This is a genomic window from Pseudomonas sp. NPDC087598 (assembly GCF_044743525.1).
In the GTDB taxonomy this organism is placed as follows: Bacteria; Pseudomonadota; Gammaproteobacteria; order Pseudomonadales; family Pseudomonadaceae; genus Aquipseudomonas.
On sequence record NZ_JBIUWQ010000024.1, the window covers coordinates 32,722 to 55,539 of the forward strand.

At 61.2% G+C, this 22,818-nt stretch carries 21 protein-coding genes and 1 pseudogene; 9 read left to right on the forward strand and 13 right to left on the reverse strand.

Annotated features, from left to right (window positions below; translation table 11 throughout):
• Window positions 1-40: 40 nt before the first annotated feature.
• Together ACIOWE_RS15185 and sodC are read right to left on the reverse strand one after the other, a co-directional pair.
• Complete coding sequence (locus ACIOWE_RS15185; protein WP_103303299.1) at window positions 41-355, reverse strand: DUF2388 domain-containing protein; 315 nt, start codon at window positions 353-355, stop codon at window positions 41-43.
• A gap of 140 nt (window positions 356-495) precedes the next feature.
• Window positions 496-1,017 carry a superoxide dismutase [Cu-Zn] SodC gene (gene sodC, locus ACIOWE_RS15190; RefSeq protein WP_401392749.1) on the reverse strand — a complete coding sequence of 174 codons (522 nt, stop codon included), beginning with the start codon at window positions 1,015-1,017 and terminating at the stop codon, window positions 496-498.
• 247 nt (window positions 1,018-1,264) lie between these two features.
• On the opposite strand from sodC, the pseudogene ACIOWE_RS15195 reads away from it, so the two are divergent.
• Window positions 1,265-2,020: pseudogene (locus ACIOWE_RS15195) on the forward strand (MCP four helix bundle domain-containing protein); the annotation flags it as partial.
• Window positions 2,021-2,152: 132 nt separating this feature from the next.
• On the forward strand, window positions 2,153-2,878 hold the full coding sequence (locus ACIOWE_RS15200) for a methyl-accepting chemotaxis protein (protein ID WP_401392864.1): 726 nt from the start codon (window positions 2,153-2,155) through the stop codon (window positions 2,876-2,878).
• A gap of 89 nt (window positions 2,879-2,967) precedes the next feature.
• Here the strand turns inward: ACIOWE_RS15200 and ACIOWE_RS15205 are convergent, their stop codons facing one another.
• On the reverse strand, window positions 2,968-3,405 hold the full coding sequence (locus tag ACIOWE_RS15205) for a nuclear transport factor 2 family protein (RefSeq protein ID WP_401392752.1): 438 nt from the start codon (window positions 3,403-3,405) through the stop codon (window positions 2,968-2,970).
• Between the two features lie 522 nt (window positions 3,406-3,927).
• Here ACIOWE_RS15205 and mqo point away from each other — a divergent pair.
• Window positions 3,928-5,574, forward strand: coding sequence for a malate dehydrogenase (quinone) (gene mqo / locus ACIOWE_RS15210; RefSeq protein ID WP_401392755.1), 1,647 nt, complete (start codon window positions 3,928-3,930; stop codon window positions 5,572-5,574).
• 81 nt (window positions 5,575-5,655) lie between these two features.
• Here the strand turns inward: mqo and ACIOWE_RS15215 are convergent, their stop codons facing one another.
• Entirely contained in the window at window positions 5,656-6,084 is a 429-nt protein-coding gene (locus ACIOWE_RS15215) for a nuclear transport factor 2 family protein (RefSeq protein WP_401392758.1), read from the reverse strand.
• 506 nt (window positions 6,085-6,590) lie between these two features.
• Between ACIOWE_RS15215 and ACIOWE_RS15220 the strand changes: the two genes are divergently transcribed.
• The 3 genes from ACIOWE_RS15220 to ACIOWE_RS15230 all read left to right on the forward strand — a co-directional run bounded on the left by ACIOWE_RS15220 (window position 6,591) and on the right by ACIOWE_RS15230 (window position 9,035).
• Window positions 6,591-7,037 (forward strand): NUDIX hydrolase, encoded by a 447-nt coding sequence (locus ACIOWE_RS15220; RefSeq protein ID WP_401392761.1) that lies wholly within the window; start codon window positions 6,591-6,593, stop codon window positions 7,035-7,037.
• A 119-nt stretch (window positions 7,038-7,156) separates the two neighbouring features.
• On the forward strand, window positions 7,157-8,368 hold the full coding sequence (locus tag ACIOWE_RS15225; RefSeq protein WP_401392764.1) for a helix-turn-helix domain-containing protein: 1,212 nt from the start codon (window positions 7,157-7,159) through the stop codon (window positions 8,366-8,368).
• A 31-nt stretch (window positions 8,369-8,399) separates the two neighbouring features.
• Complete coding sequence (locus ACIOWE_RS15230) at window positions 8,400-9,035, forward strand: PQQ-binding-like beta-propeller repeat protein (protein WP_401392767.1); 636 nt, start codon at window positions 8,400-8,402, stop codon at window positions 9,033-9,035.
• A gap of 119 nt (window positions 9,036-9,154) precedes the next feature.
• Here ACIOWE_RS15230 and ACIOWE_RS15235 read toward each other — a convergent pair whose 3' ends face one another.
• The 9 genes from ACIOWE_RS15235 to ACIOWE_RS15275 all read right to left on the reverse strand — a co-directional run bounded on the left by ACIOWE_RS15235 (window position 9,155) and on the right by ACIOWE_RS15275 (window position 19,084).
• The gene (locus ACIOWE_RS15235; RefSeq protein WP_401392770.1) at window positions 9,155-9,346 is read right to left on the reverse strand and encodes a hypothetical protein; all 192 of its coding nucleotides are present in this window, start codon (window positions 9,344-9,346) and stop codon (window positions 9,155-9,157) included.
• Between the two features lie 215 nt (window positions 9,347-9,561).
• On the reverse strand, window positions 9,562-10,950 hold the full coding sequence (locus tag ACIOWE_RS15240) for an amidohydrolase family protein (protein WP_401392773.1): 1,389 nt from the start codon (window positions 10,948-10,950) through the stop codon (window positions 9,562-9,564).
• Between the two features lie 13 nt (window positions 10,951-10,963).
• The gene (locus ACIOWE_RS15245) at window positions 10,964-12,319 is read right to left on the reverse strand and encodes a nucleobase:cation symporter-2 family protein (protein ID WP_401392776.1); all 1,356 of its coding nucleotides are present in this window, start codon (window positions 12,317-12,319) and stop codon (window positions 10,964-10,966) included.
• A 311-nt stretch (window positions 12,320-12,630) separates the two neighbouring features.
• Window positions 12,631-13,686, reverse strand: a complete 1,056-nt coding sequence (locus ACIOWE_RS15250; protein ID WP_401392779.1) for a CobW family GTP-binding protein — start codon at window positions 13,684-13,686, stop codon at window positions 12,631-12,633.
• A 73-nt stretch (window positions 13,687-13,759) separates the two neighbouring features.
• Window positions 13,760-14,374 (reverse strand): UbiX family flavin prenyltransferase, encoded by a 615-nt coding sequence (locus ACIOWE_RS15255; RefSeq protein ID WP_401392867.1) that lies wholly within the window; start codon window positions 14,372-14,374, stop codon window positions 13,760-13,762.
• Between the two features lie 11 nt (window positions 14,375-14,385).
• Window positions 14,386-15,771 (reverse strand): UbiD family decarboxylase, encoded by a 1,386-nt coding sequence (locus ACIOWE_RS15260; RefSeq protein ID WP_401392781.1) that lies wholly within the window; start codon window positions 15,769-15,771, stop codon window positions 14,386-14,388.
• A 271-nt stretch (window positions 15,772-16,042) separates the two neighbouring features.
• Window positions 16,043-16,948, reverse strand: coding sequence for an amidohydrolase family protein (locus tag ACIOWE_RS15265; RefSeq protein ID WP_401392784.1), 906 nt, complete (start codon window positions 16,946-16,948; stop codon window positions 16,043-16,045).
• A gap of 4 nt (window positions 16,949-16,952) precedes the next feature.
• Window positions 16,953-17,882, reverse strand: coding sequence for an amidohydrolase family protein (locus tag ACIOWE_RS15270; RefSeq protein WP_103303314.1), 930 nt, complete (start codon window positions 17,880-17,882; stop codon window positions 16,953-16,955).
• Window positions 17,883-18,193: 311 nt separating this feature from the next.
• Window positions 18,194-19,084 carry a LysR substrate-binding domain-containing protein gene (locus tag ACIOWE_RS15275; RefSeq protein ID WP_401392787.1) on the reverse strand — a complete coding sequence of 297 codons (891 nt, stop codon included), beginning with the start codon at window positions 19,082-19,084 and terminating at the stop codon, window positions 18,194-18,196.
• Window positions 19,085-19,202: 118 nt separating this feature from the next.
• On the opposite strand from ACIOWE_RS15275, the gene ACIOWE_RS15280 reads away from it, so the two are divergent.
• The 3 genes from ACIOWE_RS15280 to ACIOWE_RS15290 are packed head-to-tail and all read left to right on the forward strand — an operon-like array spanning window position 19,203 to window position 22,780.
• Window positions 19,203-19,667, forward strand: a complete 465-nt coding sequence (locus ACIOWE_RS15280) for a (2Fe-2S)-binding protein (protein ID WP_401392790.1) — start codon at window positions 19,203-19,205, stop codon at window positions 19,665-19,667.
• A complete protein-coding gene (locus tag ACIOWE_RS15285) occupies window positions 19,667-21,880 on the forward strand; it encodes a molybdopterin cofactor-binding domain-containing protein (protein ID WP_401392793.1) in 2,214 nt (737 codons plus the stop codon). Before ACIOWE_RS15280 ends, ACIOWE_RS15285 begins: the two co-directional genes overlap by 1 nt.
• A gap of 6 nt (window positions 21,881-21,886) precedes the next feature.
• Window positions 21,887-22,780, forward strand: coding sequence for a LysR substrate-binding domain-containing protein (locus tag ACIOWE_RS15290; protein WP_401392796.1), 894 nt, complete (start codon window positions 21,887-21,889; stop codon window positions 22,778-22,780).
• The last annotated feature ends 38 nt before the right edge of the window (window positions 22,781-22,818 follow it).

Consider the following 22,818-nt stretch of genomic DNA (forward strand, 5'->3'; position numbering starts at 1 on the left):
GCCGTCAGCAGCCGTCCATCGGCCGCTGCGCCTCTGACAGCTACTGATTCAGACCTTCGTAATGCACCAGAATCGCGTTGGCGAGGTCTTCATCACTGGCGTTGATGCCAGGGTTTTCCTGGCGAACCTGTTGCAGCACCGACTCAAGATAAACCCCACGAATGGCCCCGCCACTGGCGACGAATGCAGACAAGTCGTCACGGGCCGGAATCACCATTTTGTGATCCTTGAAGGTCGAGTACAGCGACGCGGAGACACCCGCCGAGGTGGCGACATCACCCGCATCGACGCGGGCCAACGCCGAACCGACGGGCAGGCATAAGAGTAAAGAAGAAACGAGCACTAACTTGCGCATGACGGTATTCCTCCACAAGCGCGAAGCAAAAGGGAAGTACTACATAATGTGAGAGGTGCGCGCGGGGCGGGAGTTCCGTGGGAGTTTTACGAGAGACGCGGGCAGCAGCGTTGCGGGCTGCCCGGTTAGCTGCGGGACGGTCAGATCACGCCGCAGGCCATGCGGTCGCCGCCACCGCCCAGGGGTTTGGGCATGTCGGCATGGTTATCGCCGCCGGCATGGATCATCAGTGCATGCCCCTTGATCTCGGAAATTTTCTTCAAGCGCGGCGCCAGCACCGGATAGTTGGCGATGCCGTCGGCCGTCACGTAAACCGCCGGCAAATCGCCCAGATGGCCGTCAGCGTAGGGACCGAGGTGCTTGCCGGTTTTCTGCGGATCGAAATGGCCACCGGCCGCGAGTGCCGCGCCTTTGACGCCGTCCTTCATGCCGGGCTCGCAACTGCCGTTTTCGTGGACATGAAAACCATGCACGCCGGCCGGCAGGGATTTCAGCTCGGGGGTAAACAGCAGGCCATACGGCGTCTCAGTGATGGTCACCGCACCAATCGCCTGCGGTGCACCCTCGGCGCTGACCAGATTGATGGCGACTTTTTCGCTTGCCGCCTGAGCGGTGCCGATAGCGAAGGTGCCGATTAGTCCCAACCAGAGTGCGCGTTTCATAAGCGTTTCCTTGTGCTGCAGGAGTTTTCAGAAGGACCGACTCAATAGCCTTTGCCCATTAACAGGCGATGAAGGCGCGATCCCTCTGCATTGCAAAGTGAGACTCGTCGCACAATCCGAAAGTTTTGCCGGTGCTGGCTCCCTGCGTGGACATTCGCTGACACGCTCTGGCGCGGCAGATCGGCGCAAATAGGCTTAACTCAAGGTCTGACAGGGTTTTACTGCGAGCCCGGGGAGGATTTTCAAGGTGTCGATCAAACTGCGTTTAGTGTTGCTGATTGTTACCAGTCTGCTGACAGCGCTGATCATGGCGGTGGTCAGTTACATCGGCAATGCGCACATGGCCTCGGCGGTCAACGACAACGCGGTCAGCATGAGCGCGCTGCGCAATCACATGGAGGCCGACATGATGCACGACGCCCTGCGCGCCGATGTCTACTCGGCGATGCTGGTGGGGTTGGGGAAAAGTACCGGGACGGCGGCCGAAGTGCGCGATTCGATCAATGAGCACGCCGGGCATTTCCGCGAGGTCCTCGACGACAACCTCAAGCTGCCCATCAACCCGACCCTGCGCACGGCGCTGGAGCAGATCAAGCCGAGCCTCGACACGTACATCAACGCCGGTGAGCGGATTGTCGGGTTGGCACTCGACAACCCGGAGGCGGCGCAGCAGGAACTCGCTACGTTCAATACCGCGTTCAGTCAACTCGAAACGCAGATGGCGGCGCTGAGCGAGCTGATCGAAACCAATACCCGGCAGACCAGCGAAGGCACCGAAACGGCGATCCACAATGCCAATCTCGCCCTTGCTGTGGTGCTGATCGCCAGTCTGCTATTGCTGCTGGCGCAGGGGCGCTGGGTGATGCTGAGCATCCTCGGCCCGTTGAAAACTGCCAGCCGAATCGCCGAAAGCATCGCCCACGGTAACCTCAGCGAGCTTATCGCCGAGCCGTCCGGCAAGGACGAGGCCAGCGGCTTGATTCGAACCCTGGCGACCATGCAGCGGGACTTGCGCAACATGATCGACGTGGTACGCCGTAACGCCCATGGAGTCAGTGGCATGAGCGAGCAATTGAGCCACGGTTGCCATCAGGTCGCCGACAGCAGCCAGCAGCAAAGCGTCGCCGCCGGGACCATGGCCGCAGCCGCGAGCCAGATGACTGCGAGCATCGAGGAAATCACCCGCCACGCCGAGCGCGCCTTGGGCATGGCCAATCAGGCTGAGTCATTGGCGAAGAATGGCGGGCAGGTGATCCATCAAGTGGTCAGCGATATGGACGATATCGCACGCTCGGCACAACAGTCGGCGCAGGTGATCCGCACGCTGGACCAGGAATCCGAAGCGATCTTCAACATCATTCAGGTGATCAAGAGTATTGCCGACCAGACCAACCTGTTGGCGCTCAACGCCGCCATCGAGGCCGCGCGAGCCGGTGAGCAGGGCCGAGGCTTTGCGGTGGTGGCGGACGAAGTACGCAGTCTGGCCGCGCGAACCAGCGCGTCCACTCAGGAAATCGCCGCGATGGTCGCGCGCATTCAGCACAGCACTCGCGAAGCGGTCAGCAGCATGGAGGCGGGCGTGGCGCAGGTCGACAAGGGCATGGCGGTAACGGCTGACGTCGAACGGGCGATTCGCGAGATCCTCGACGCGACGTTGAGCACGACGCAACTGGTCAATGACATTACCCGCACCATCGGCGAGCAAAGCCATGCCAGCAACGAGATCGCCCATCAGGTGGAAATGATTGCCGGGATGTCCGAGGGCAATAGCCGGGTAATCGGCCAGACGGCGAATACGACAGATGAGTTGTCGAGTCTGGCGGGACAGTTGGCGCAGTCGGTGGATCGGTTTCGCTTGTGAGTGTTGCTGCGAACACCACAGCCCAATGTGGGAGCTGTGGTGTAAACACAATTGCATTCACAACATCAAAACGATGAGTTTTTACCCAATCAGAACTTGAACGCCTGCCGCCCCACCAGCAACCACTTGCCGTCCTGTTTCTGCCAGACCTGGAAGTTCTCGATCTCTGTCGGCACCACTTCGGTCCCTTTCAACGCCTGTGCGGAGAAGTGATGGCGCACCAGTGCAGTGTCGCCGGACAAGGTGATGCTCTGGTTTTGCATTTCCAGCGTCTTGAACGCGCTCTTGCCCGTTTCGATATCGGCGATGAACTCTTTCTTGTTCTGAATCTTGCCGCTGGAGTGGCCGTAAGTGAGATTGTCGGCGGTCAGGGCATTCAGTTCGGGAATGTCCTTGTGCAACATCGCCTGAGTCAGATGATCGACTGCCTGGGCAACATCGTTTTGTGCGGGAGCGGGAGCGGGGGCGGCCATGGCGTAGCCGCTGAAGGCGCAGAGAAAACCGATCAGAAGTCGGGTCTGGGTCATGGGTATTTCCTTTGTTGTTATTGGCTGGATGACCGACCAATTCAAAAGCATGAATTCATCAGTCATCGTACAACCTAGCAGATTCATTCAGGATTGCACAACGGCGCCACTTCGTTCGGTAACGGCACAGAGGTCTCGGCAAGAATCTGCCTCAGGGTCATGTTCGGCGCTTGGCAGCCGATAAGTCCCTGAGCGGAAAAAGACTCTCAAGTCGGGAACAGACGCGCGGGTTTGCCCTGACGTGATATTCTTCGCGCCAACTTGGTTTGACCTTATTCAGTTTGCTTGCCTTTTCGGCGGGCCGACGGAATCCCTGTCGCTCAAGTAGCTGAAGCCAATAATGATAAGAAGTCAGTTCAGAAGGGACATTAACTGAGGTCGATGCGGTACGTCGGCCTTGTGTGCCCACCCGTCAAAATTGAAGTGTGCCGGAACCCGTGACGCTAGCCTGAGCGTTGCAACAGAGGGGCCACACACGCACAACAGCGGCGGGCGGAAGGCGTTTTATCATAGGTGCAACAGATGTTTAAAAAAGTGAACACAGCCTTGCTGGGTCTGGCTTTGGCGATGGGGATGTCGTCCGCCAATGCTGACGAAGCAAAGAAAGTCGACGTCCTGCTGATCGGCGGCGGCATCATGAGCACCACCCTGGGTGTGTGGATCAATGAGCTGGAGCCGAGTTGGTCGATGGAAATGGTCGAGCGCCTTGACGGCGTCGCCCTTGAAAGCTCCAACGGCTGGAACAACGCCGGTACCGGTCACTCCGCCCTCGCCGAGCTGAACTACACCCCGGAAGACGACAAAGGCAACGTAACGATCCCGAAAGCTGTCGAGATCAACGAAGCGTTCCAGGTCTCCCGTCAATTCTGGGCCTGGCAGGTTCAGCAAGGTGTTCTGAAGAACCCTCGCTCGTTCATCAACACCACTCCGCACATGAGCTTCGTGTGGGGCGATGACAACATCAAGTTCCTGAAAAAGCGCTACGAAGCCCTGCAAGCGAGCCCGCTGTTCGCCGGCATGCAGTACTCCGAAGACCCGGCTGAGATCAAGAAGTGGCTCCAGATGATGATGCAAGGGCGTGACACGAACCAGAAAATCGCGGCCACCTGGAGCCCGCTGGGTACCGACATGAACTTCGGCGAAATCACCCGCCAGTTCGCCGGTTACCTGCAGACCAAGCCTAATTTCGACTTGAAACTGTCCAGCGAAGTGCAGGACATCACCAAGAACGAAGACGGCACCTGGCGCGTCAGCTACAAAAACCTGAAAGACGGCACCAAAACCGAAACCGACGCCAAGTTCGTGTTCATCGGCGCGGGCGGCGGTGCACTGCATCTGCTGCAAAAGTCGGGCATTCCTGAAGCCAAGGAATACGCTGGCTTCCCGGTAGGCGGCTCGTTCCTGGTGACCGATAACCCGGCCATCGCCGAGCAGCACCTGGCCAAGGCCTACGGTAAAGCGTCGGTTGGCGCACCGCCGATGTCGGTTCCGCACCTGGACACCCGTGTTCTGGACGGCAAACGCGTTATCCTGTTTGGCCCATTCGCGACCTTCAGCACCAAGTTCCTCAAGGAAGGTTCGTACCTGGACCTGCTGACCAGCACCACTACCCACAACATCTGGCCTATGACCAAGGTCGGCATCAAGGAGTACCCGCTGGTCGAGTACCTTGCTGGCCAACTGATGTTGTCGGATGAAGACCGTCTGAACGCGCTGAAGGAATACTTCCCGAACGCCAAAGCCGAAGACTGGCGCCTGTGGCAAGCCGGCCAACGCGTGCAAATCATCAAGCGTGATGAAGCCGCTGGCGGCGTGCTGAAACTGGGCACCGAAATCGTTGCTGCACAAGACGGTTCCATCGCCGGCCTGCTGGGCGCATCGCCAGGCGCGTCGACCGCTGCTCCGATCATGCTGAGCGTGCTGCAGAAAGTCTTCAAAGACAAAGTCGCCACGCCAGAATGGCAAGCCAAGCTGCACCAGATCGTTCCAAGCTACGGCACTCAGCTGAACAGCGATCCAGCCAAAGTGGCTGCAGAGTGGGCTTACACCGCCAAGATCCTCGAACTGCCGACACCTCCAGTGATCGGTCAGGCTGCTGCTCCGGCTGCACCTGCTGCTGAAAAAGCAGAAGCTCCGAAGGAAAACGCTGCACGTGACATGGCTCTGTAACTAGACGCCTGACACACAAAGCCCACTGAACCGGCGACGGTCAGTGGGCTTTTTTGTGGCAAAAATCCTGCCGGAGCGGGGTCAGGCTTTTGTTTTCGCCAGATAGGCACCGAGGCGCCGGCCCATCTCTTCGCCCAGGGCTTGCAGTCCGCTGAGGGGACGCACCATCACTTCGAATTCGACAATCTTGCCGCTCTCGTCGAAACGAATCATGTCGATGCCTTTGAGCTCCTTCGAACCCACCTTGGCGCTGAACTCCAGAATCACATTCAAGCCATCGGCAGTCGCCAGTTCACGGTGATATTTGAAATCCTCAAACACCCCGAACACCGTGTTGAGAATCATCGAAACCACCGGTGCGCCAGGGTACGGCGTGTGTGCCATTGGCGAACGGAATACGGCGTTGGCATCCAGCAACGTGGGCAGGGCGCTCAAGTCGCCGGTACGGATCATTTCGTGCCAGCGTTTCAGGGATTCGGTGACGTTGGGCTGCAGGTTCAGATCAGTCATTTGCACCTCTGGATTGTTGTTGTTCTTCGACTCTAGATCAAAGCGCTGTCAGGGCAACCTTAATGTCGCTACCTGATACCACCTTATTGCCCCTCCCTGTAGGAGCTGCGGCACGCTGCGATCTTTTGACCTTGCTTCTGAGAACCAGGATCAAAAGATCGCAGCGTGCCGCAGCTCCTACAGATCAGATTTCATCTGATACGCTTTTTTCGTTTCAATCTGCCTCTGTAATCGGTTCAGATGCAGGATCAAAATGCCCCGGCAGTTCGGTCACTCACGACAATCCTTCATTCCGAAGTGTCCAGTGCACCGCAAGCTCAGCATGAGGAGAGCAACATGAACAAAATGGCGATTTTTCTGGGTGGCTTTCTGGCACTGACCATTCTGATTGGCTTGCTCGCGACAATTTCTCCGGTCTGAGATATGGCCACAAGATGATGTCCGGGGTGTGCCGCGCGAATCGTGTTTAAATGCCGCGCCTCCACACCTCGAAACGGACTTCACCCATGGCCGAACAACGGATCCGCGCCCTCGCACTTTGCGTTTTTCATCATCACGGCAAAATTCTGGTCAACGAGTTTCGTGACCCGGTCAGCCAGCAAACCTGCTTTCGTCCTCTCGGCGGTGGTATCGAATTCGGCGAGACCAGCGCCGAAGCGATCGTGCGCGAAGTGCAGGAGGAGTTGGGCCTGTCCATGACGGATGTGCGCCTGCTCGGCACACTCGAAAGCCTGTTCATCTATAACGGCAAACCCGGACACGAGATCGTCCAGGTCTACGACGCGACGTTTGCCGACTCCAGTGTGTACACGCATGCGCAAATCATTGGCCATGAAAGCGACGGCGCTGCCTTTACTGCGCGCTGGCATGACAGCTCAAGCTTCAGCGAACAGGCGTCACTGGTACCGAAGGGGCTGGGCGATTTGCTCAAGAGCGTCGGGTTGCTGGCCTGAGAGTCAGCGCAGCGCTCGCCTTCGCAGGTTTTCCGCCCCCATCAAATGTGTTGTGACGTCGATCGTCATTCCAGGTATTAGACTCTGCAGACGATTCAGTCGTCGGGGAATAATGGTCCATGGATTCGCTGATCAACGCCGCTGGCAGAGCGCTGTCCGCCGGCGATCCGCTGGGCGCGTTGAACTACGTCGCCCTGCGTGAAGACCCGCCGGCGCTGGCGCTGCGCGCAATTGCCATGGCTCAACTCGGGGATCTGCCTCGCGCCAAGGCGTTGTTGCAAAGGGCGGTAAAGGCGTTCGGCAGCAATGAGCCGTTGTCGCGAGCGCGCTGTGTGGTCGCCGAGGCCGAAGTGGCACTGGCGGCGCGGGATCTGGGCTGGCCGGTGAAGGCACTGGAGGCGGCGCGGCGGGTGTTGCAGGCGCACGGTGACGGCGTGAATGCGGCGCACGCGCGCTATTTGCAGATTCGCCGGTTGCTGTTGATCGGCGAACTGGGTGCGGCCGAAACGTTGCTGGGTGAAACTGCCCCGGCGCCGTTGCCGCCCGCGCTGCGTACCGCACATGAGTTAATCGCTGCCGGGATCGCCGTGCGTCGGACTCAGGCGCACAAGGCCGATGCGGCACTGGCTCGGGCGCAGGCTGCGGCGCAACAGGCCGGGATCGCCGCTCTGAGCGCTGAGGTCGATCACGCCAGACACATGCTTGCCGCGCCGGCAGCGCGGTTGATCGTTGCCGGTGAGGCGCAACCGGTGAATCTGGCGCAGGTTGAAACCTTGTTCACGTCGCCGACACTGATCGTCGATGCCTGCCGCTATAGCGTGCGCGGTGCCGGCATGACGGTGGCGCTGGCCACACGGCCGGTGCTGTTCAATCTCGCACGTTTACTCGCGCAGGCCTGGCCGGGCGATGTAGCGCGCGAAACGCTGTTCGCCCAAGCCTTTCGATTGCCCCTCACGGATGAATCACACCGTGCCCGCTTGCGCGTCGAAATTGGCCGGTTGCGTGCGGCGCTCGCACCGCTGGCGAACATCAATGCGACGCCAAGGGGCTTTGCGCTGGTGGCCGAGGATGTCGCGTTGCTGACACTGCCGGTCGAGGACAAATACGCGGCGTTGCTGGCGTTGCTTGCGGATGGCGAGGCCTGGTCGAGTTCGGCGTTGGCGCTGGCCTTGGGCAACAGTCAGCGCCAGGTGCAACGGGCGTTGGAGGCTCTGGCGCGGGCGGACAAGGTGCAGGCGTTCGGTGTCGGTCGGGCGCGGCGCTGGCTGACGCCACCAATGCCGGGTTTCGCGACGATCTTGTTACTCCCGGTGTCGCTGGGCAATGGCTAGGCTGGACTCACACATCCACGAGGAAGCCCACATGAAACATGCAAACGCAGAAATCCTTCGCGAGTACGGCCCGTTTGATGACATCAAAGGCATTCACGGCGTGACGTTCGATGGCCGGCAGGTCTGGTTTGCCAGCGACGGTCAGCTCAATGCACTGGACCCGGCCAGTGGCGAAACCGTGCGCACGATCAAGGTCAACGCCGACGGCGGCACCGCTTTCGACGGCCAGCACCTGTACCAGATTGCCGACCGCCGCATCCACAAAATCGACCCAGCCACGGGTCGCGTCCTCAACACCATCCCGGCGCCGGGCGATGGCGGCGACTCAGGCATGGCTTGGGCGGATGGCTCGTTATGGGTAGGGCAGTATCGCGAGCGCAAGATTCATCAGATCGATCCGGACACCGGCAAGATCATGCGCACGCTGGAGTCAAACCGTTTCGTCACCGGCGTGACCTGGGTGGATGGCGCGTTGTGGCATGGCACCTGGGAGGCGGATGAAAGTGAATTGCGGCGGATCGATCCGCAGGACGGCGAAGTCCTTGAAGCGCTGACAATGCCAGTGGGACAGGGTGTTTCCGGGCTGGAGGCGGACGGCGCGGATCGCTTCTATTGCGGTGGTGGCGACAGTGGCCGGGTGAGGGCGGTGCGTCGGCCCAAGTCGTGAGGGTGACGGCACTGGCCTCTTCGCGAGCAGGCTCGCTGCCACAGTGATTGCGGGTGAACACAAACTTTGTGAGTTACCCAAAACCCTGTGGGGGCGAGCCTGCTCGCGAAAGCGCAATGTCAGCCACCGCTGTTGCGACGACGTTCAATACCGTCAGGGTTGCCGAGGTCCAGCAACCTTCTTTCCACCAGGACATTCTCCAGCGCCTGACGCTCGACCGGCGCCATTTGATGTTCACGTTTTTTCAGTTCCAGCAGGATCGGGCTGGACCAGGTGCGGTAGGTCTGTTCGATGTTGCGACGCGACGTCATCAGTCTCTCCTTGATCAAGAGCCCGGTGTTGCAGGCAGGGGCTCAATCCGATGAGCTGTAAACCTTAGACGACAAACCGGGAAGCCGCTAATGCCGAGGATTTTGTGGGAGCTGGCTTGCCAGCGATAGCGGTGGGTCAGCTGACATTGCTTTGACTGACAGTGCGCCATCGCTGGCAAGCCAGCTCCCACAGGATTACGGGGTTGGGCAGGAAGTCAGTCGTCGACCTTCATCATTTCCTGCACGCCTTCCCACGCTTCGGCGCGCATGCGTTCGATGTCCAGGCCCGGAATCACGCCGTTATCGACGACTACGCGACCGCCGACCAAACTGTATTTCACCGTGATCGGTTCGCCCGCCACTACCGGGGCGACGGCGCTGTCGTGGAAACCGTAGAAGCGTGGATGATCGAGGCTATAGATCACCAGATCCGCCGCCTGGCCAACCTCCAGCGTGCCGACCGCGCCGAGTCCCAACACCTGCGCGCCGCCCGCGGTGCCCCAATGGATCACATCTTCCGCGGTAGTCGCCGAGGCGCCTTGTTCGGCGCGGTGGATCAGCCACGCGGTGTTGGCTTCGCCGACCATGCTCCCGGACTCGTTGGAGGCCACGCCGTCGACGCCGAGGGCGATCGGCACGCCGGCCTCGTACATTTGCGGCACGGGCGCGACGCCGCTGCCCAGGCGTGCGTTGCTCACCGGGCAGTGGGCGATGCCGGTGCCGGTCTGGGCGAGCATGCGGATTTCACTCGGTTGCAGGTGCACGGCGTGGGCGAACCAGACGTCGGGGCCGAGCCATTCGTGTTCGGCGACAAACTCCACCGGCAGGCAGTTGTACTTTTCCCGGCAGAAGTTCACGTAGTTCTGCGTCTCGGACAAGTGCGTGTGCAAGCGCAAGCCGAGGTCGCGCGCGGTGTGCGCCAGTTCGCGCAGCAGGGTGGGCGGCAGCGAGAAGGTTGGCGTGGTTGGGGCGACCACCACGCGGCGCAGCGCATCCGGGGTGTCCTGGTGATACCGCGATTTCAGCCGTTCGATGTCGCCGACCATCTGCTCGAGACTTTCCGGTTGCAGCGCGGTTTTCGAGAAGCCCGGGTGCGCGCTCGCCGACTCCAGCGCGCCGCCACGGCACAGCACAAAACGCAGGCCGAATTCATCGGCCAGATCGAACAGCAAATCGCCGGTCTCGGTGCTGCCGTGGGCGTGGTAGAGGTAATGGTGATCGGCGCACGTCGTCACGCCGGACAGCAGCAGTTCGACCATACCCAGCCGTGCGGCGATCCGCGCCAGTTGTGGCGTGAAGCGATTAAGACGTGGGTAGGGCACGCTCGCCAGCCAGCCTTGCAGGTCCTGATTGAGACCTTCGGGCACGGCTTTGAGCAGGTTCTGGAACAGGTGATGATGGGTGTTGATCCAGCCCGGGTAGACCACGCAGTTGCGCGCATCGATCACCCGTTCGCCGGGTTGCGCTGCAAGGTCGGCGGTCATTTCGGCGATACGCCCGTTGACCACGCGGATGTCCACGGCGCCGGCCCGGGCACGCGGGCCGCGCAGGCCGGTCATCACCGCGACTGGATTCTTGATCAGGATGTTCTGAAGTTGAGTCATGGGCAGCTCCAAACTAAAGGATGTGCGAGGCAGATTTGCTGGCGGTGGTTTCGGGCACGCTGACGCCATTCAGCGCGGCGTTGAGCAGTACCGACACCAGGCAGGCGATGACCACGCTGCTGTGCAGGAACGGCTGCGACCACTCGGGTAATTGTTTGAACAGAGTCGGCGCGAGCACCGGCACCAGCGCGGCGGCGATGGTGAAACCGACGATCAGCACGTTGTAGCGATTGCGCTCGTAATCGACCTTGGCGAGGGTCTGAATCCCCGCCGCCGCGACCACGCCGAACATGGCGATCCCGGCGCCACCCAGCGCGGCAGTCGGCATCGAGGCGATGATCGCTCCGGCCTTCGGCACCAACGCAATCGAGCACATCAGCAAACCGCTGACCGCGACCACCCAGCGACTGCGCACGCCGGTGAGGATCACCAGGCCGACGTTTTCCATGAAGGCAATAAACGGGAATGCAGCGAACATTCCGGCGATGGTGCTGGCCAGACCGTTGGCGCGCAGGCCATTGATTACCTGTTTGTCTTCCACCGGTTTTTCGACGATGTCGCCGATGGCCACGAACAGCCCCATCGACTCGACCATCTGCACGATCATCACCACCACCATGGTCGCGATGGGGATCAGGCTGAAGGTCGGCACGCCAAAATAGAACGGGTAGGGCACGGTCAGCCATGGCGCTTCTTCGACGCTGTGAAAGTTGCCCATGCCGAGACCGTAGGCGAGACCGGCGCCGATCAACATGCCCACCAGTACCGCCATGTTGCGCAGCAGCGGGCTGCCATAACGGTTGACCAGCAGAATGGTCAGCAACACCACCACCGCCACGCCGAGGAACGCCGGCGCACCGAAGTTGCTGGCGTTGCGACCGCCACCGACCCATTCATAGGCAATCGGGAACAGTTGCAGACCGATCACGGTGACGATGCAACCGGTCACCACGGGCGGGAAAAATCGCCGCAATCGGCCCACGAACGGCGCCATCAACATGGTAAAGATGCCCGCGCCGATCACCGCCCCGCAGACCCCGGCGAAACCGACATCGGGGTTACTGCCGATGGCGATCACCGGGCCGACACTGCTGAACGCCACGCCTTGCAGAATCGGCAGGCGTACACCGAATTTCCAGAAGCCGACGGTTTGCAGCAGGGTGGCGATGCCGGAGCAGAACAGCGTGGTACTGATCAGCACCACTGTGTCGGCGTGGGACATTTTCAAGGCACTGGCGACAATCAACGGCACGGCGATGGCGCCGATGTATGAGACGGCCATGTGTTGCAGGCCGAGGGTGAACATCTGTCGCACCGGCAGAATCCGGTCGACGGGGTGCACGGTGGAGGAGGGAGTGGCTGACGACATGGGGAAACACCTCTGGCTGTTTTTATGCGGTTGAGAGGGGTATTCGTCTGATGCCGCTCAGCTCAAAACACAGAGCAACCCTGTGGGAGCTGGCTTTGTGGTGAGGGGATTTATCCCCGATGGGGCGCGAAGCACCCCCAAAACCTGAGACCGCGGTATCTCGACCACACCGTATTCACAGGGTTTGCGACTGCTTCGCAGCCGATCGGGGATAAATCCCCTCGCCACAGAGTTCACTCCACAGTTGCTGGTTCGTTGTGGCATCAGTCATTCGTGCCCGGAACCGCCATCCACCGGCTCCGATGCCTTGTTCAGCCTGCCAGGCAGGCGGCGAAGCCCTGGTTAAGGGCCGCGCGGTCCAGGTCGCGGCCGATGAACACGATCTTGCTTGAGCGCGGCTCGCTGCCCCACGCGGTCGAGGCGCGGAACTCCACCAGGCTGTGCACGCCTTGCAGCACGTAGCGCTGGTCTTCGTTGGCCACCGCCAGCACGCCTTTCATGCGGTAGAGGTTGTCGGCCTGGGATGAGCGCAGCTCGCTGATCCAGCGGTGAAACGCCATCAGGTTGACCGCGCCGTCCACGGCGATGCCCACCGAGGACACGCTTGGATCGTGCTGGTGATCAGTTTCTTCAGCGTGATGGTCATGATCATGGTCGTGGTGATCGTGATCGTGCTGTTCCGCGCCGATTTCCATGAGCTTTTGCGTGCACTCGAAGGCGCCGATGCCGAGGATCTTGCTCAGGTCGATTTGCGCATGGGTCGAGGTCACCAGCTCCGCCGTGGCATTCAAACCACGGATCTTGCCGCGCAGGGTTTCCACTTCTTCAGGGCTGACCAGATCGACCTTGTTGATAACGATGCGGTCGGCGCAGACAATCTGATCCACCGCCTGATTGTCGACGCCGTCGAGTTGCAGATCTTCCAGATGCTGGGCGATGTGCTTGGCGTCGACCATGGTCACGATGGCGTCGAGTTCGACTTCCTCGGCAATCGGGTCGTTGATGAAAAAGCTCTGCGCCACCGGGTACGGATCGGCCAGGCCACTGGTTTCGATGAGGATGTGATCGAGGCGCACCGGGCGTGCCACCAGTTCGCGGACGATGCGCACCAGGTCCTCGCGAACCTCGGCGGTGCAGCACACGCAGCCATTGACCATCTCGTAGATCTCTTCGGTTTCGGAACTGAGCACCAGATCACCGTCGATGCCGACCTCGCCGAATTCGTTCTCGATCACGGCGATCTTGCGCCCGTGGTTTTCCTTGAGGATGTAGTTGAGCAGGGTGGTTTTGCCGGCACCGAGGAAGCCAGTGAGGATGGTTACCGGGATTTTGGTGTTCGGGGTGGGTGCGTTGAAGGGAGTATTCATTTGGAGCTCCTTACCTGTGTTTTGCCGGAGTGCGATCAACTGTGGGAGCTAGCCTGCTAGCGAATGCGGTGTGTCATTCAGCGGTGATGGCAGCTGAGCCACCGCTTTCGCGAGCAGGCTCGCTCCCACAGGAATTTGGGTGTTCTTGCCAGCGTGTTGCAGTGCCGGCATCGAGGCCGAACAGATCGAGTACGCGGCCGAGGCTGTGGTCGACCATTTGCGCAAGGCTTTCCGGGCGGGCGTAGAAGGCCGGCACCGGCGGGGCGATGATGCCGCCCATTTCGGTGACGGCCGTCATGTTGCGCAGGTGGGCGAGGGTCAGTGGCGTCTCGCGAGCCATCAACACCAGCGTGCGGCGCTCCTTGAGGGTGACGTCGGCGGCGCGGCCGATCAGTCCCGATGAAGTGCCGGTGGCAATCTCCGCCAGCGTGCGCATCGAACACGGCGCAACCACCATCCCCAGGCAGCGAAACGAACCGCTGGCAATCCCGGCGGCGACGTCGTCGGCGCGGTGGTAGTGGCTGGCCAGCGCGGTGACGTCGGCGAGTTTGTAGTCGGTTTCGTGGGCCATGGTCAGCAGCGCGGCGCGGCTGATGATCAGGTGGCTTTCGATGTTCAGCTCATTGAGCAATTGCAGCAGGCGTACGCCGTAGATGAAGCCGGACGCGCCGCTGATACCGACCACCATCCGTTGGCGGCTCACGATGCCAAGCCTTTGAGCAGTTGGCGGGCGCGTTCAAGCACGTCCTGATCTAGCTGTGCCTTTATGCCGTCAAAACCCGAACCGCGTGTGGCGTCGAGACCCATGCGTGACGTGGTGCCATTGACCGACGAAGAGGGATCAAGCGGACTGCCCGGCAAGCCATCAATGGTGAAAATATCCAGGTGCGGCTGGAAATGCGTGGCCAGTGCCCACAGCACCTGGCTGTCATCGCTGATGTCGATATCGCTGTCCACCGCGATCACGGTTTTCAGATACGGATCCCAGCCGAGCAGCGCCAGCATGATCTGTCGCGCCTCGCCGTCGCGGCTCTGATCCAGCGCCACGTAGCAATGAAAATGCGTGCCGGAGTTCGGGTAATGCACGGCGGTGACGGCAGGGAAACGCGCCTTGAGCTTCTCGCTCATTTCCGCTTCGCGGGGCAGGCGGGCGAGCGTGAGGTGTTCGGCGTAGCGGCCGCCCATCACGTCGACCAGCCACGCATCTTTGCGTTTTAACAGGGTGTCGACACGCAGTACGTTGTTGGTCGAACGATCCGAGGAGTAGCCGCTGAATTCACCAAACGGACCTTCCTCGGCGTAGGCCGCCGGATCGATGGCGCCTTCCAGAACAAACTCGGCGTAGGCCGGGACACCGATGCCGTAGCGTGGGGTTTTCACCAGTTCCAGCGGCGCGCCGAACAGTCCGCCAGCCACGGCGCGTTCATCGGCGCCATACGGCAAACGTGCTGCGGCAGCGAGCATGAACAGCGGGTGCGCACCCACCACCATCGCCACACGCAGTTCTTCGCCGCGTTCGCGGGCGGTCTGCAGCATCCGCCACAGGTGGCCGCGTGAGTGCAGGCTGGTGGCGAGGGCCTGACGGGCATGGCGCATCGAGCGGTGATAGCTCATGTTGGCGATGCCGGTAAGCGGGTCCTCGGCAATGATGATCGCGTTGGTGATGTACGGGCCGCGATCACTGTCGAAATGCTTGAGCATCGGCAGCAGCGCCAGGTCCAGCGCTTCGCCTTCGAAGACTTCGTCGAGGATCGGGCCGGTGTCCACGTAACGTGGCGGGATCGGCTGATTGGCGCGGGTCTGGAAGGTTTCGTGCAGTTGCGCCGGGGTGACGCCGAACAGTCGGGCGATGCGAGTACGGGAGGCGAACAGGTTGGTCGCCACCGGCACGTTCAGGTTGCCGACGTTTTCGCAGATCAGCAACGGCTCGCGGCCCTGAGCGGCGAGGGCATCGACCAGGGCGGTGACGTCCTGATCGGCGGAAAGTGTCTGGGTGATGGTCAGCACATCGTCCGGAAATTCACGGCGATAGGCGTCGATGAAGTCGTGAAAGTCCTGAGAATCGCCGAGCGTCGAACGGGTCATGATTTCACCTCGTAAAAAGCAGGCACGCAGGGGTGAGAGCAGCGTTCAATCAAGCAGCCGTTGGCCTGCCGGTCGAGCGAAACGCCGGGTCATCTTCGTGCCTGTAAAGTCGCTGTGTTGCTCACTTGAAACGCTGAAGATCCCCTGTGGCGAGGGAGCTTGCTCCCGCTGGACTGCGCAGCAGGCCTTCTTTTTTGGGGCGGCTTCGCCACCCAGCGGGAGCAAGCTCCCTCGCCACAAGGGTTCAGCATGTCTTCAGCGAACAGCGGTATCAGAGATAGGTGGTGGTCAGGCGAGTATCCGCCTCGGCCAGGTCTTTGGGCGGTGGTGTCGGTTCGATCCCGCACAACCGGGCGATGTTATTGCCCAGGTAGTCTTCGAGATGATCCTCATCAATGCCCAACCCCTGCGGTGCCGGTGAGCACAACACCTCCAGTTCGCGCAGCCACATCCCCGGTTCGTTCGGCGGCGAATCGGTGCCGAACACGATCTTGTTGCGCGGCAGTTCCTTGGCGAACTCGACGATCCGCGACTGGAAGCACCAACCCGATTCGCAGTACACATTCGGCGTGTCCATCGCCATCCAGAACGCCTCGAACGAGTAGTTGCCGCCGGTCTGGATGCCGAAGTGGCCGATGATGAAATTGACCATCGGGAACTCGCGGATGATCGGGTAGAACATCGTCGGAATCGTATACGGGCCGTCACCGGTGTGGATCAGCACGACGATGTTGTATTTGGCGCAGACCTTCATCGCCGGCCGCAGCCAGTCGAGCGCCCGATCCGGCCGATAGCCGTGCATGTTCGCGTGCAGCTTGAGCATCTTGAAGCCGTATTCCTTGATGTGGAATTCCAGCTCCGCCGCACCGTTTTCCGGTCCCCAGCGCGGGTTGAAGTTGAAGTTGCCGATGAAGCGGTCCGGGTATTTCACGCAGAGTTCGGCGATGTACGACATGTAGTCGCGCACGCCTTCGCGGCCCCGGCGGTTGCCGTCGCGGTACCCGGTGTTGCCCGGTGGCGGCTGAATGAAGCCCATGTCGATGCGGCGCGGTTTGCCGTTGATCATGTACGGGCCGTCCATCAACTTGAGCATGCGCTCGCCGGTGAACGGTTCGCCGGTGTGGCGCCAGGCCTCGTCGACCAGATTGGTGGGGTGCAGATGGGTATCGATAATCATCGGTTCAGCTCCTGGCCAGTTGAGTGGTGACGGGGCGCTTGAGTTGCGCCTCTGCTTCGGAAACGGAACGCGGCGGCGGTGTCGGTTCGAGGCCGATCATCCGTGCGGTGTTGTTGCCCAAATAATCTTCGAGGGTGTCCTCGTCGAGGTTCAGGCCCTGTGGCGGCTCGTGGCAGAGCACTTCGAGCAGGCGCAGCCACATGCCCGGTTCGTTTGGCGGGGTGTCGGTGCCGAAGAGGATCTTGTGCGTCGGCAGGACTTTGGCGAATTCGACGATCCGCGATTGCAGGCACCAGCCGGATTCGCAATAGACGTTGGGCAACTCCATCGCCCATTGCATCGGTTCGAACACGTAGACACCGCCGGTCTGCACGCCGAAGTGGGCCATGATGAAATTGACGTTGGGGAATTCCTTGATCATCGGCACCCATTCCGACGGGATGCTGTACGGCCCGTCGCCAGTGTGCAGCTTGACCGGGATACCCAGCTCGGCACATTTCTCGAAGCACGGCCGCACCCAGTCGAGTGCGCGGTCAGGCCGGTAGGCGTGCATGTTGGCCTGCATCTGGACCATGCCGAAGCCGTGTTCCTTGACGTAGCGCTCGATCGCTTCGACGCCGTTCTGCACACCGCAGCGCGGGTTGTAGACGAAGCAGCCGATGAATCGGTCCGGATAGGTCTGGACCATTTTCAGGGTGTAGGCCATGTAGGCATCGATGGATTCGCGGCCCGAGAGTTCGCCGTCGGTCCAGGTGTAAATCGTGTTGCCCTGCGGCGGCTGGATGAAGGCTTTGTCGATGCGGCGCGGCTTGCCGTTGACCATGTACGGGCCATCCATCATCTCCAGTAGACGCTCGCCGGTGAACGGGTCACCGTCATGCCTCCAGGCGAGGTCCACCAGGTCGGTGGGATAGCAACTGATATCGATGATCATTGAAGTCGATCTCCTGATAGCGGGGAAGGGAGCCTTGCGGCTCTCGGCATCCACGTCCCGGGCAATCGGCCATTTCTATGCGCTGGACACGCGCATTCCCTCGCCTGGTTGCATCCGGCCCGGGTGGGTGGCTGCTGGAGGCGAGTATTGGGAGAGGGGATTGGGTTCGTACAATATTAATTGGGCGCGGTGGTGATACTTGTTTGATATGGTTTTGGTTTTGTGGTGATAGCGATGGCCTCTTCGCGAGCAGGCTCGCTCCCACAATTGGAAAGCGTACCCCTGTGGGAGCGAGCCTGCTCGCGAACGCGTCAGTGTTGCGTATGCAAAGCCAACTGCTTGATCACCTCAACCACCGGCGCCACCCGCTCAGCCTGGCCATGTGGCCACACCGCATACAGGTTGTAATGCGCCGCAATCTGCGCCGCGTTCAACGCCACCAGCCGCCCGCTGCGCAGCGCATCGGCGGCCAGTAATCCACGCACCAGCCCAGCACCGACACCGGCCTCGGCCGCTGCAATCAGGTTCGCCGCATTATCAAAAACCACCCGCGCCGAGGGCTCAACCGGCGGCATTCCCGCCGCATCCAGCCATGGAATCCATGAGCGCCGCGTGTACCCCAATAACGGCAACTCAAGCACTTGCGCCGGGCTCAACGGCAACTGCAATCCATGCCGTTCCAGCAACTGCGGCGACGCCACCGCCAGCACCCGGTCGCCACAGATTTGCGTCATCTCGCAGTCGTCCCAATCGCCATAGCCATAACGCAACGCCAGATCGACCCGCTCGAACGTGCTGCGATCACTGCGCGGCATCGACAGCAGCGTCACCTCGTAATCCGGCAACCCATCGAGCAGCTGTGGCAGGCGCGGATTGAGCCAGCTCTGTGCCAGTTCGCTGTCCACGTCCAGCGTCAGGCGATGCGCCACGCTGCGGTTTTTCACCGAGGACAACGCCCGATCAATCTGCGCCAGACCATCCGACAACACGCTGGCAAACAGCTGGCCGGCGTCGGTCAGATTGCTGCCGCCGCCTTCACGCACGAACAGCGGCTGGCCGATGAAATCTTCCAGTGCGCGGATCTGCTGGCTGATCGCGCTGTGGGTCAGATCGAGCTTGCGCGCAGCGCTGGAGAAACTGCCGCTGCGCGCCGCGTGGATAAACGCACTCATGGACTGCACCGACGGGTATCGCTTGTACATGTTGTTAGTCCTGCTTACACCGGTTGGCAGAAATCGTCGCTGGCCGCGTGTTGCCAAGGGTTCCAATAATCGGTGACCAGGCCCGCACAAAGACGGGCCGCTCTTTTGGAGCCTGACAATGATTGCATTCACGGTTAACGGCGAACGACGCGAGCTGGATGAGGCGCCCCCCTCCATGCCCTTGTTATGGGTGTTGCGCGATCAGTTGAAACTCACCGGCACCAAATTCGGCTGCGGCATGGGCCTCTGCGGTGCCTGCACCGTGCACCTGAACGGTGTCGCGGTACGTTCCTGCCAGTTGCCGCTGGCCGCCGTCGCGGGCCACAGCATCACCACCATCGAAGGCTTGTCGCCGAGCGAAAACCATCCGCTGCAATTGGCCTGGGTCGCCGAAGATGTGCCGCAATGCGGTTACTGTCAATCCGGTCAGATCATGTCCGCGGCTGCGTTGCTCAACACCGGGGCGGCGGTGACTGACGATTCGATCCGCAACGCGATGTCCGGCAATATCTGCCGCTGCGGCACTTACGGGCGGATCAACAAGGCGATCAAACGCGCGGCGAATACGCCGAAGGAGGCGTGATGCGCCTTCTCGACGACACCTTGATCGAACCGTCGCGCCGAGTGTTCCTCAAACAAGCGGCGACGGTGGCTACGGGGCTGGCGATTGCCGTGTATTTACCGTCCGGCATCGCCGCCACGGACCCGAAGGCTCCAGCGCCGGCCACTGAGTTCGAGCCCAACGCCTGGGTGCGGATCTTCCCCGACGGCACGGTAAAACTGGTAGTGCACAAGCACGATTCCGGCACGGGCACACAAACGGCGCTGGCCGCGTGTGTGGCTGAAGAGCTGGACGTCAACCCGATGACCGTGCAGGTGATCACGCCGGAAGATCCGTTTTTTGAAACCTACATTCACCCGATCTGGAAAGTTTTCTCCACCGGCGGCAGCACCAGTGTGTCGCTGGAGTACGACCGCTTGCGCATGGCCGGGGCGACAGCGCGGGCGCTGTTGATCACGGCAGCGGCCAAGCAGTGGAAAGTCAGCCCTGATAGCTGCACCACGGAAGAAGGTCGAGTCGTTCACATATCGAGCAAACGCAGCCTCGGCTACGGCGAACTGGTCGGCGTAGCGGCGCATTTGTCGGCGCCGGAGCAGGTAACGCTGAAGGATCCGGCGCACTTCAAATACATCGGCAAACTGCGCCATAAACGTGATGCGGCGGCCAAGGTCTGTGGGCGTTTCACGTACAGCATCGACGTGCAATTGCCAGGGATGCTGGTGGCGGTGATTCAGCGTGCGCCCGTGGTCGGCGCAAAGGTGATCAGCGTGAATTCGGCGACGGCATTGCAAGTGCCAGGCGTGCGCAAGGTGATCGCGATCCCGGGGCGGCCGGACGTGCTTGGCGGCAATCTGGAAGGCGTCGCGGTGCTGGCGGAAACGTTCTGGGCCGCGCAACAGGCGCGCAACGTGCTGGAGATTCAGTGGAGCGATTCAGCGCTGGCCGAATTCGACAGCGAACAGTTGGCCAACGCTCAGGCCAAAGCCATCGGCGATCCGACAGTACAAAGCGTAAAAGCCATGACCCATGGCGACGTCGCTGGGCAATGGCCCGGCGCGGCGAAGCTGATCGAAGCCGATTACCGCATGCCCTACAAGGTGCAAAACCCTCTGGAGCCGATCTGCATCACCGCACAGGTCAAGGATCAGGCAATCACCTACTGGGGCGGCGTGCAGGTGCCGTCGTCAGCACTGGAAGCGGCGCAAACCGTGTGCGGCATCGACAAGGCCAGGGTCACAATCAACGAGTTGGTGTCCGGCGGCAGTTTCGGTGCGCGGGAGTCTAAATACTGGTTGTTCGAAGTCGCGTATCTGGCGCAGCAAAGCGGCGTGCCGGTGAAACTGCTCAACAGCCGCGAAGACGAAATGCATGCGTTGTTCAATCACCCGGCAACCCTGCACCGGGTCAAGGGTGCGCTGGACGCACAGGGCAAACTCGTCGCGCTGCAACTGCACGCGGTGTCGCCAGCCTCGCCGGAGCAGTGGGAACCGGGGTATTTCGAACGCCCGGATCACATGGATTACAGCACCACCGAAGCGATCACCGCATGGGACTTTGCCTATCGTCCGCCACACCTGGATCTGAATTGGGTCAAGCACGAAAGCAACGTGCCCAGTGGCTGGTATCGCTCGGTGAGTTTCATCCCGAATGTGTTTGCCGTGGAAAGCTTCATGGATGAACTGGCGCATGCAGCCGGCGCCGATCCGTTGGCGTTTCGCCTGGCCAACATGCAGGAGCGACCTCGGCATGTGGCGGTGCTCAAGCAAGCCGCCGAGCGGGCCGGATGGGGCCAGCCGTTGCCGCCGGGCACGGCGCTGGGGATCGCCACGAATCAGGGTTACACCAGTTTTATCGCGGTGGTGGCGCGGGTCGCGTCCGTTGATGGCAAGGCTAAAGTGGAAAAACTCACCTGCGTGGTTGATTGCGGCCTGGCGGTGTCACCGGGCGGGGTCGAAGAGCAGATCTACGGCGGCCTGATGTGGGGCTTGGGTCATGCGTTGTTTGATCGGCTCGACATCAAGCAGGGGCGGGTGGTGCAGAGCAACTTCCACGACTATCGCGTTACGCGCATGTCGGATATGCCCGCCACCGACATCGTCGTTCTGGACGGTGAGCCGAGCAAACCCGGCGGTGTCGGCGAACTGGGCAGTCCATCGGTAGCGCCGGCCATCGCCAACGCGTTGTTCGCGCTGACCGGAGTGCGGCAGCGCTCGACCCCGTTGAGTCTGGGGTAAACGACCATGGACCTGCGCCTGTTGCGTTACTTCATGGCGCTGGCCGATGAGCTGCACTTCGGTCGCGCCGCCGAACGCCTGCACATTTGCCAGCCGCCGTTGAGTCAGCAGATCCGTTTGCTCGAAGAAGAGCTCGGTACGCCACTGTTTGAACGCAGTCATCATCGGGTCGAGCTGACAGCGGCGGGGCAGATGCTCAAGGAGCAGGCGCCGCTGGTCTTCGAGCAACTCGAGCGGGCGCTGGACCTGACCCGTCAGACCGGACGCGGGCAGCTCGGTGAGCTGGAAATCGGCATGATCAGTTCGGTGATGGTCGGCGTGCTGCCGAAGGCTCTACACCTGTTTCGCCTGCGTTATCCGCAGGTCAGCTGGCGCCTGCATGAGATGACCCCGGCGGCGCAGGTCAAGGCGTTGAAGGAGAAACGTATTGATGCCTGCGTGTTTCGCGTGGGTTATGACGATCCGCTGTTGCGCAATGAATTGCTGATCTACGAGCCGATTCATGTGGTGATGCCGGCGGATCATCCGTTGGCCTGTCGCGAGGTGCTGGCCCCGGCGGATCTGGCGCAGGAGCCGTTTGTGGCGCTGGAATTGAAGCAGTCGCGGTTTGCCAATTTTCTCTATCAGTGTTGTATCCAGGCCGGGTTCACCCCGCAGATCCGTCAGCAGGTGATCGAGGTGCAGACCTTGCTCAGTCTGGTGCGCGCCGGGTTTGGCGTGGCGCTGCTGCCTGCGTCCATCGAGCAATTGGCGCCGGCAGGGCTAGTGTTCAAGGCGCTGACTCCGGCGCTGCCGGAAGTGCCGCTGTATGCCACCTATCGCGCGGATGATGCATCGCCGGTGCTCAAGCTGTTTCTCGATACCCTGCGTGAGTTGGTCGACAAGTCAGCCCAACGCTAATCCCCCTGTGGGAGCGAGCCTGCTCGCGAATGCGGTAT

Coding starts and splice junctions, on each gene's coding strand:
- ACIOWE_RS15265 (WP_401392784.1), bottom strand. CDS start 16,948: ATGATTATCGATACCCATCTGCACCCCACCAATCTGGTCGACGAGGCC.
- ACIOWE_RS15215 (WP_401392758.1), bottom strand. CDS start 6,084: ATGACTGATCTGAACCTGCAGCCCAACGTCACCGAATCCCTGAAACGC.
- ACIOWE_RS15235 (WP_401392770.1), bottom strand. CDS start 9,346: ATGACGTCGCGTCGCAACATCGAACAGACCTACCGCACCTGGTCCAGC.
- sodC (WP_401392749.1), bottom strand. CDS start 1,017: ATGAAACGCGCACTCTGGTTGGGACTAATCGGCACCTTCGCTATCGGC.
- ACIOWE_RS15205 (WP_401392752.1), bottom strand. CDS start 3,405: ATGACCCAGACCCGACTTCTGATCGGTTTTCTCTGCGCCTTCAGCGGC.
- mqo (WP_401392755.1), top strand. CDS start 3,928: ATGTTTAAAAAAGTGAACACAGCCTTGCTGGGTCTGGCTTTGGCGATG.
- ACIOWE_RS15270 (WP_103303314.1), bottom strand. CDS start 17,882: ATGATCATCGATATCAGTTGCTATCCCACCGACCTGGTGGACCTCGCC.
- ACIOWE_RS15260 (WP_401392781.1), bottom strand. CDS start 15,771: ATGACCCGTTCGACGCTCGGCGATTCTCAGGACTTTCACGACTTCATC.
- ACIOWE_RS15250 (WP_401392779.1), bottom strand. CDS start 13,686: ATGAATACTCCCTTCAACGCACCCACCCCGAACACCAAAATCCCGGTA.
- ACIOWE_RS15185 (WP_103303299.1), bottom strand. CDS start 355: ATGCGCAAGTTAGTGCTCGTTTCTTCTTTACTCTTATGCCTGCCCGTC.
- ACIOWE_RS15230 (WP_401392767.1), top strand. CDS start 8,400: ATGAAACATGCAAACGCAGAAATCCTTCGCGAGTACGGCCCGTTTGAT.
- ACIOWE_RS15255 (WP_401392867.1), bottom strand. CDS start 14,374: ATGGTGGTCGGTATCAGCGGCGCGTCCGGCTTCATCTACGGCGTACGC.
- ACIOWE_RS15285 (WP_401392793.1), top strand. CDS start 19,667: ATGCGCCTTCTCGACGACACCTTGATCGAACCGTCGCGCCGAGTGTTC.
- ACIOWE_RS15220 (WP_401392761.1), top strand. CDS start 6,591: ATGGCCGAACAACGGATCCGCGCCCTCGCACTTTGCGTTTTTCATCAT.
- ACIOWE_RS15240 (WP_401392773.1), bottom strand. CDS start 10,950: ATGACTCAACTTCAGAACATCCTGATCAAGAATCCAGTCGCGGTGATG.
- ACIOWE_RS15225 (WP_401392764.1), top strand. CDS start 7,157: ATGGATTCGCTGATCAACGCCGCTGGCAGAGCGCTGTCCGCCGGCGAT.
- ACIOWE_RS15275 (WP_401392787.1), bottom strand. CDS start 19,084: ATGTACAAGCGATACCCGTCGGTGCAGTCCATGAGTGCGTTTATCCAC.
- ACIOWE_RS15245 (WP_401392776.1), bottom strand. CDS start 12,319: ATGTCGTCAGCCACTCCCTCCTCCACCGTGCACCCCGTCGACCGGATT.
- ACIOWE_RS15200 (WP_401392864.1), top strand. CDS start 2,153: ATGGCCGCAGCCGCGAGCCAGATGACTGCGAGCATCGAGGAAATCACC.
- ACIOWE_RS15280 (WP_401392790.1), top strand. CDS start 19,203: ATGATTGCATTCACGGTTAACGGCGAACGACGCGAGCTGGATGAGGCG.
- ACIOWE_RS15290 (WP_401392796.1), top strand. CDS start 21,887: ATGGACCTGCGCCTGTTGCGTTACTTCATGGCGCTGGCCGATGAGCTG.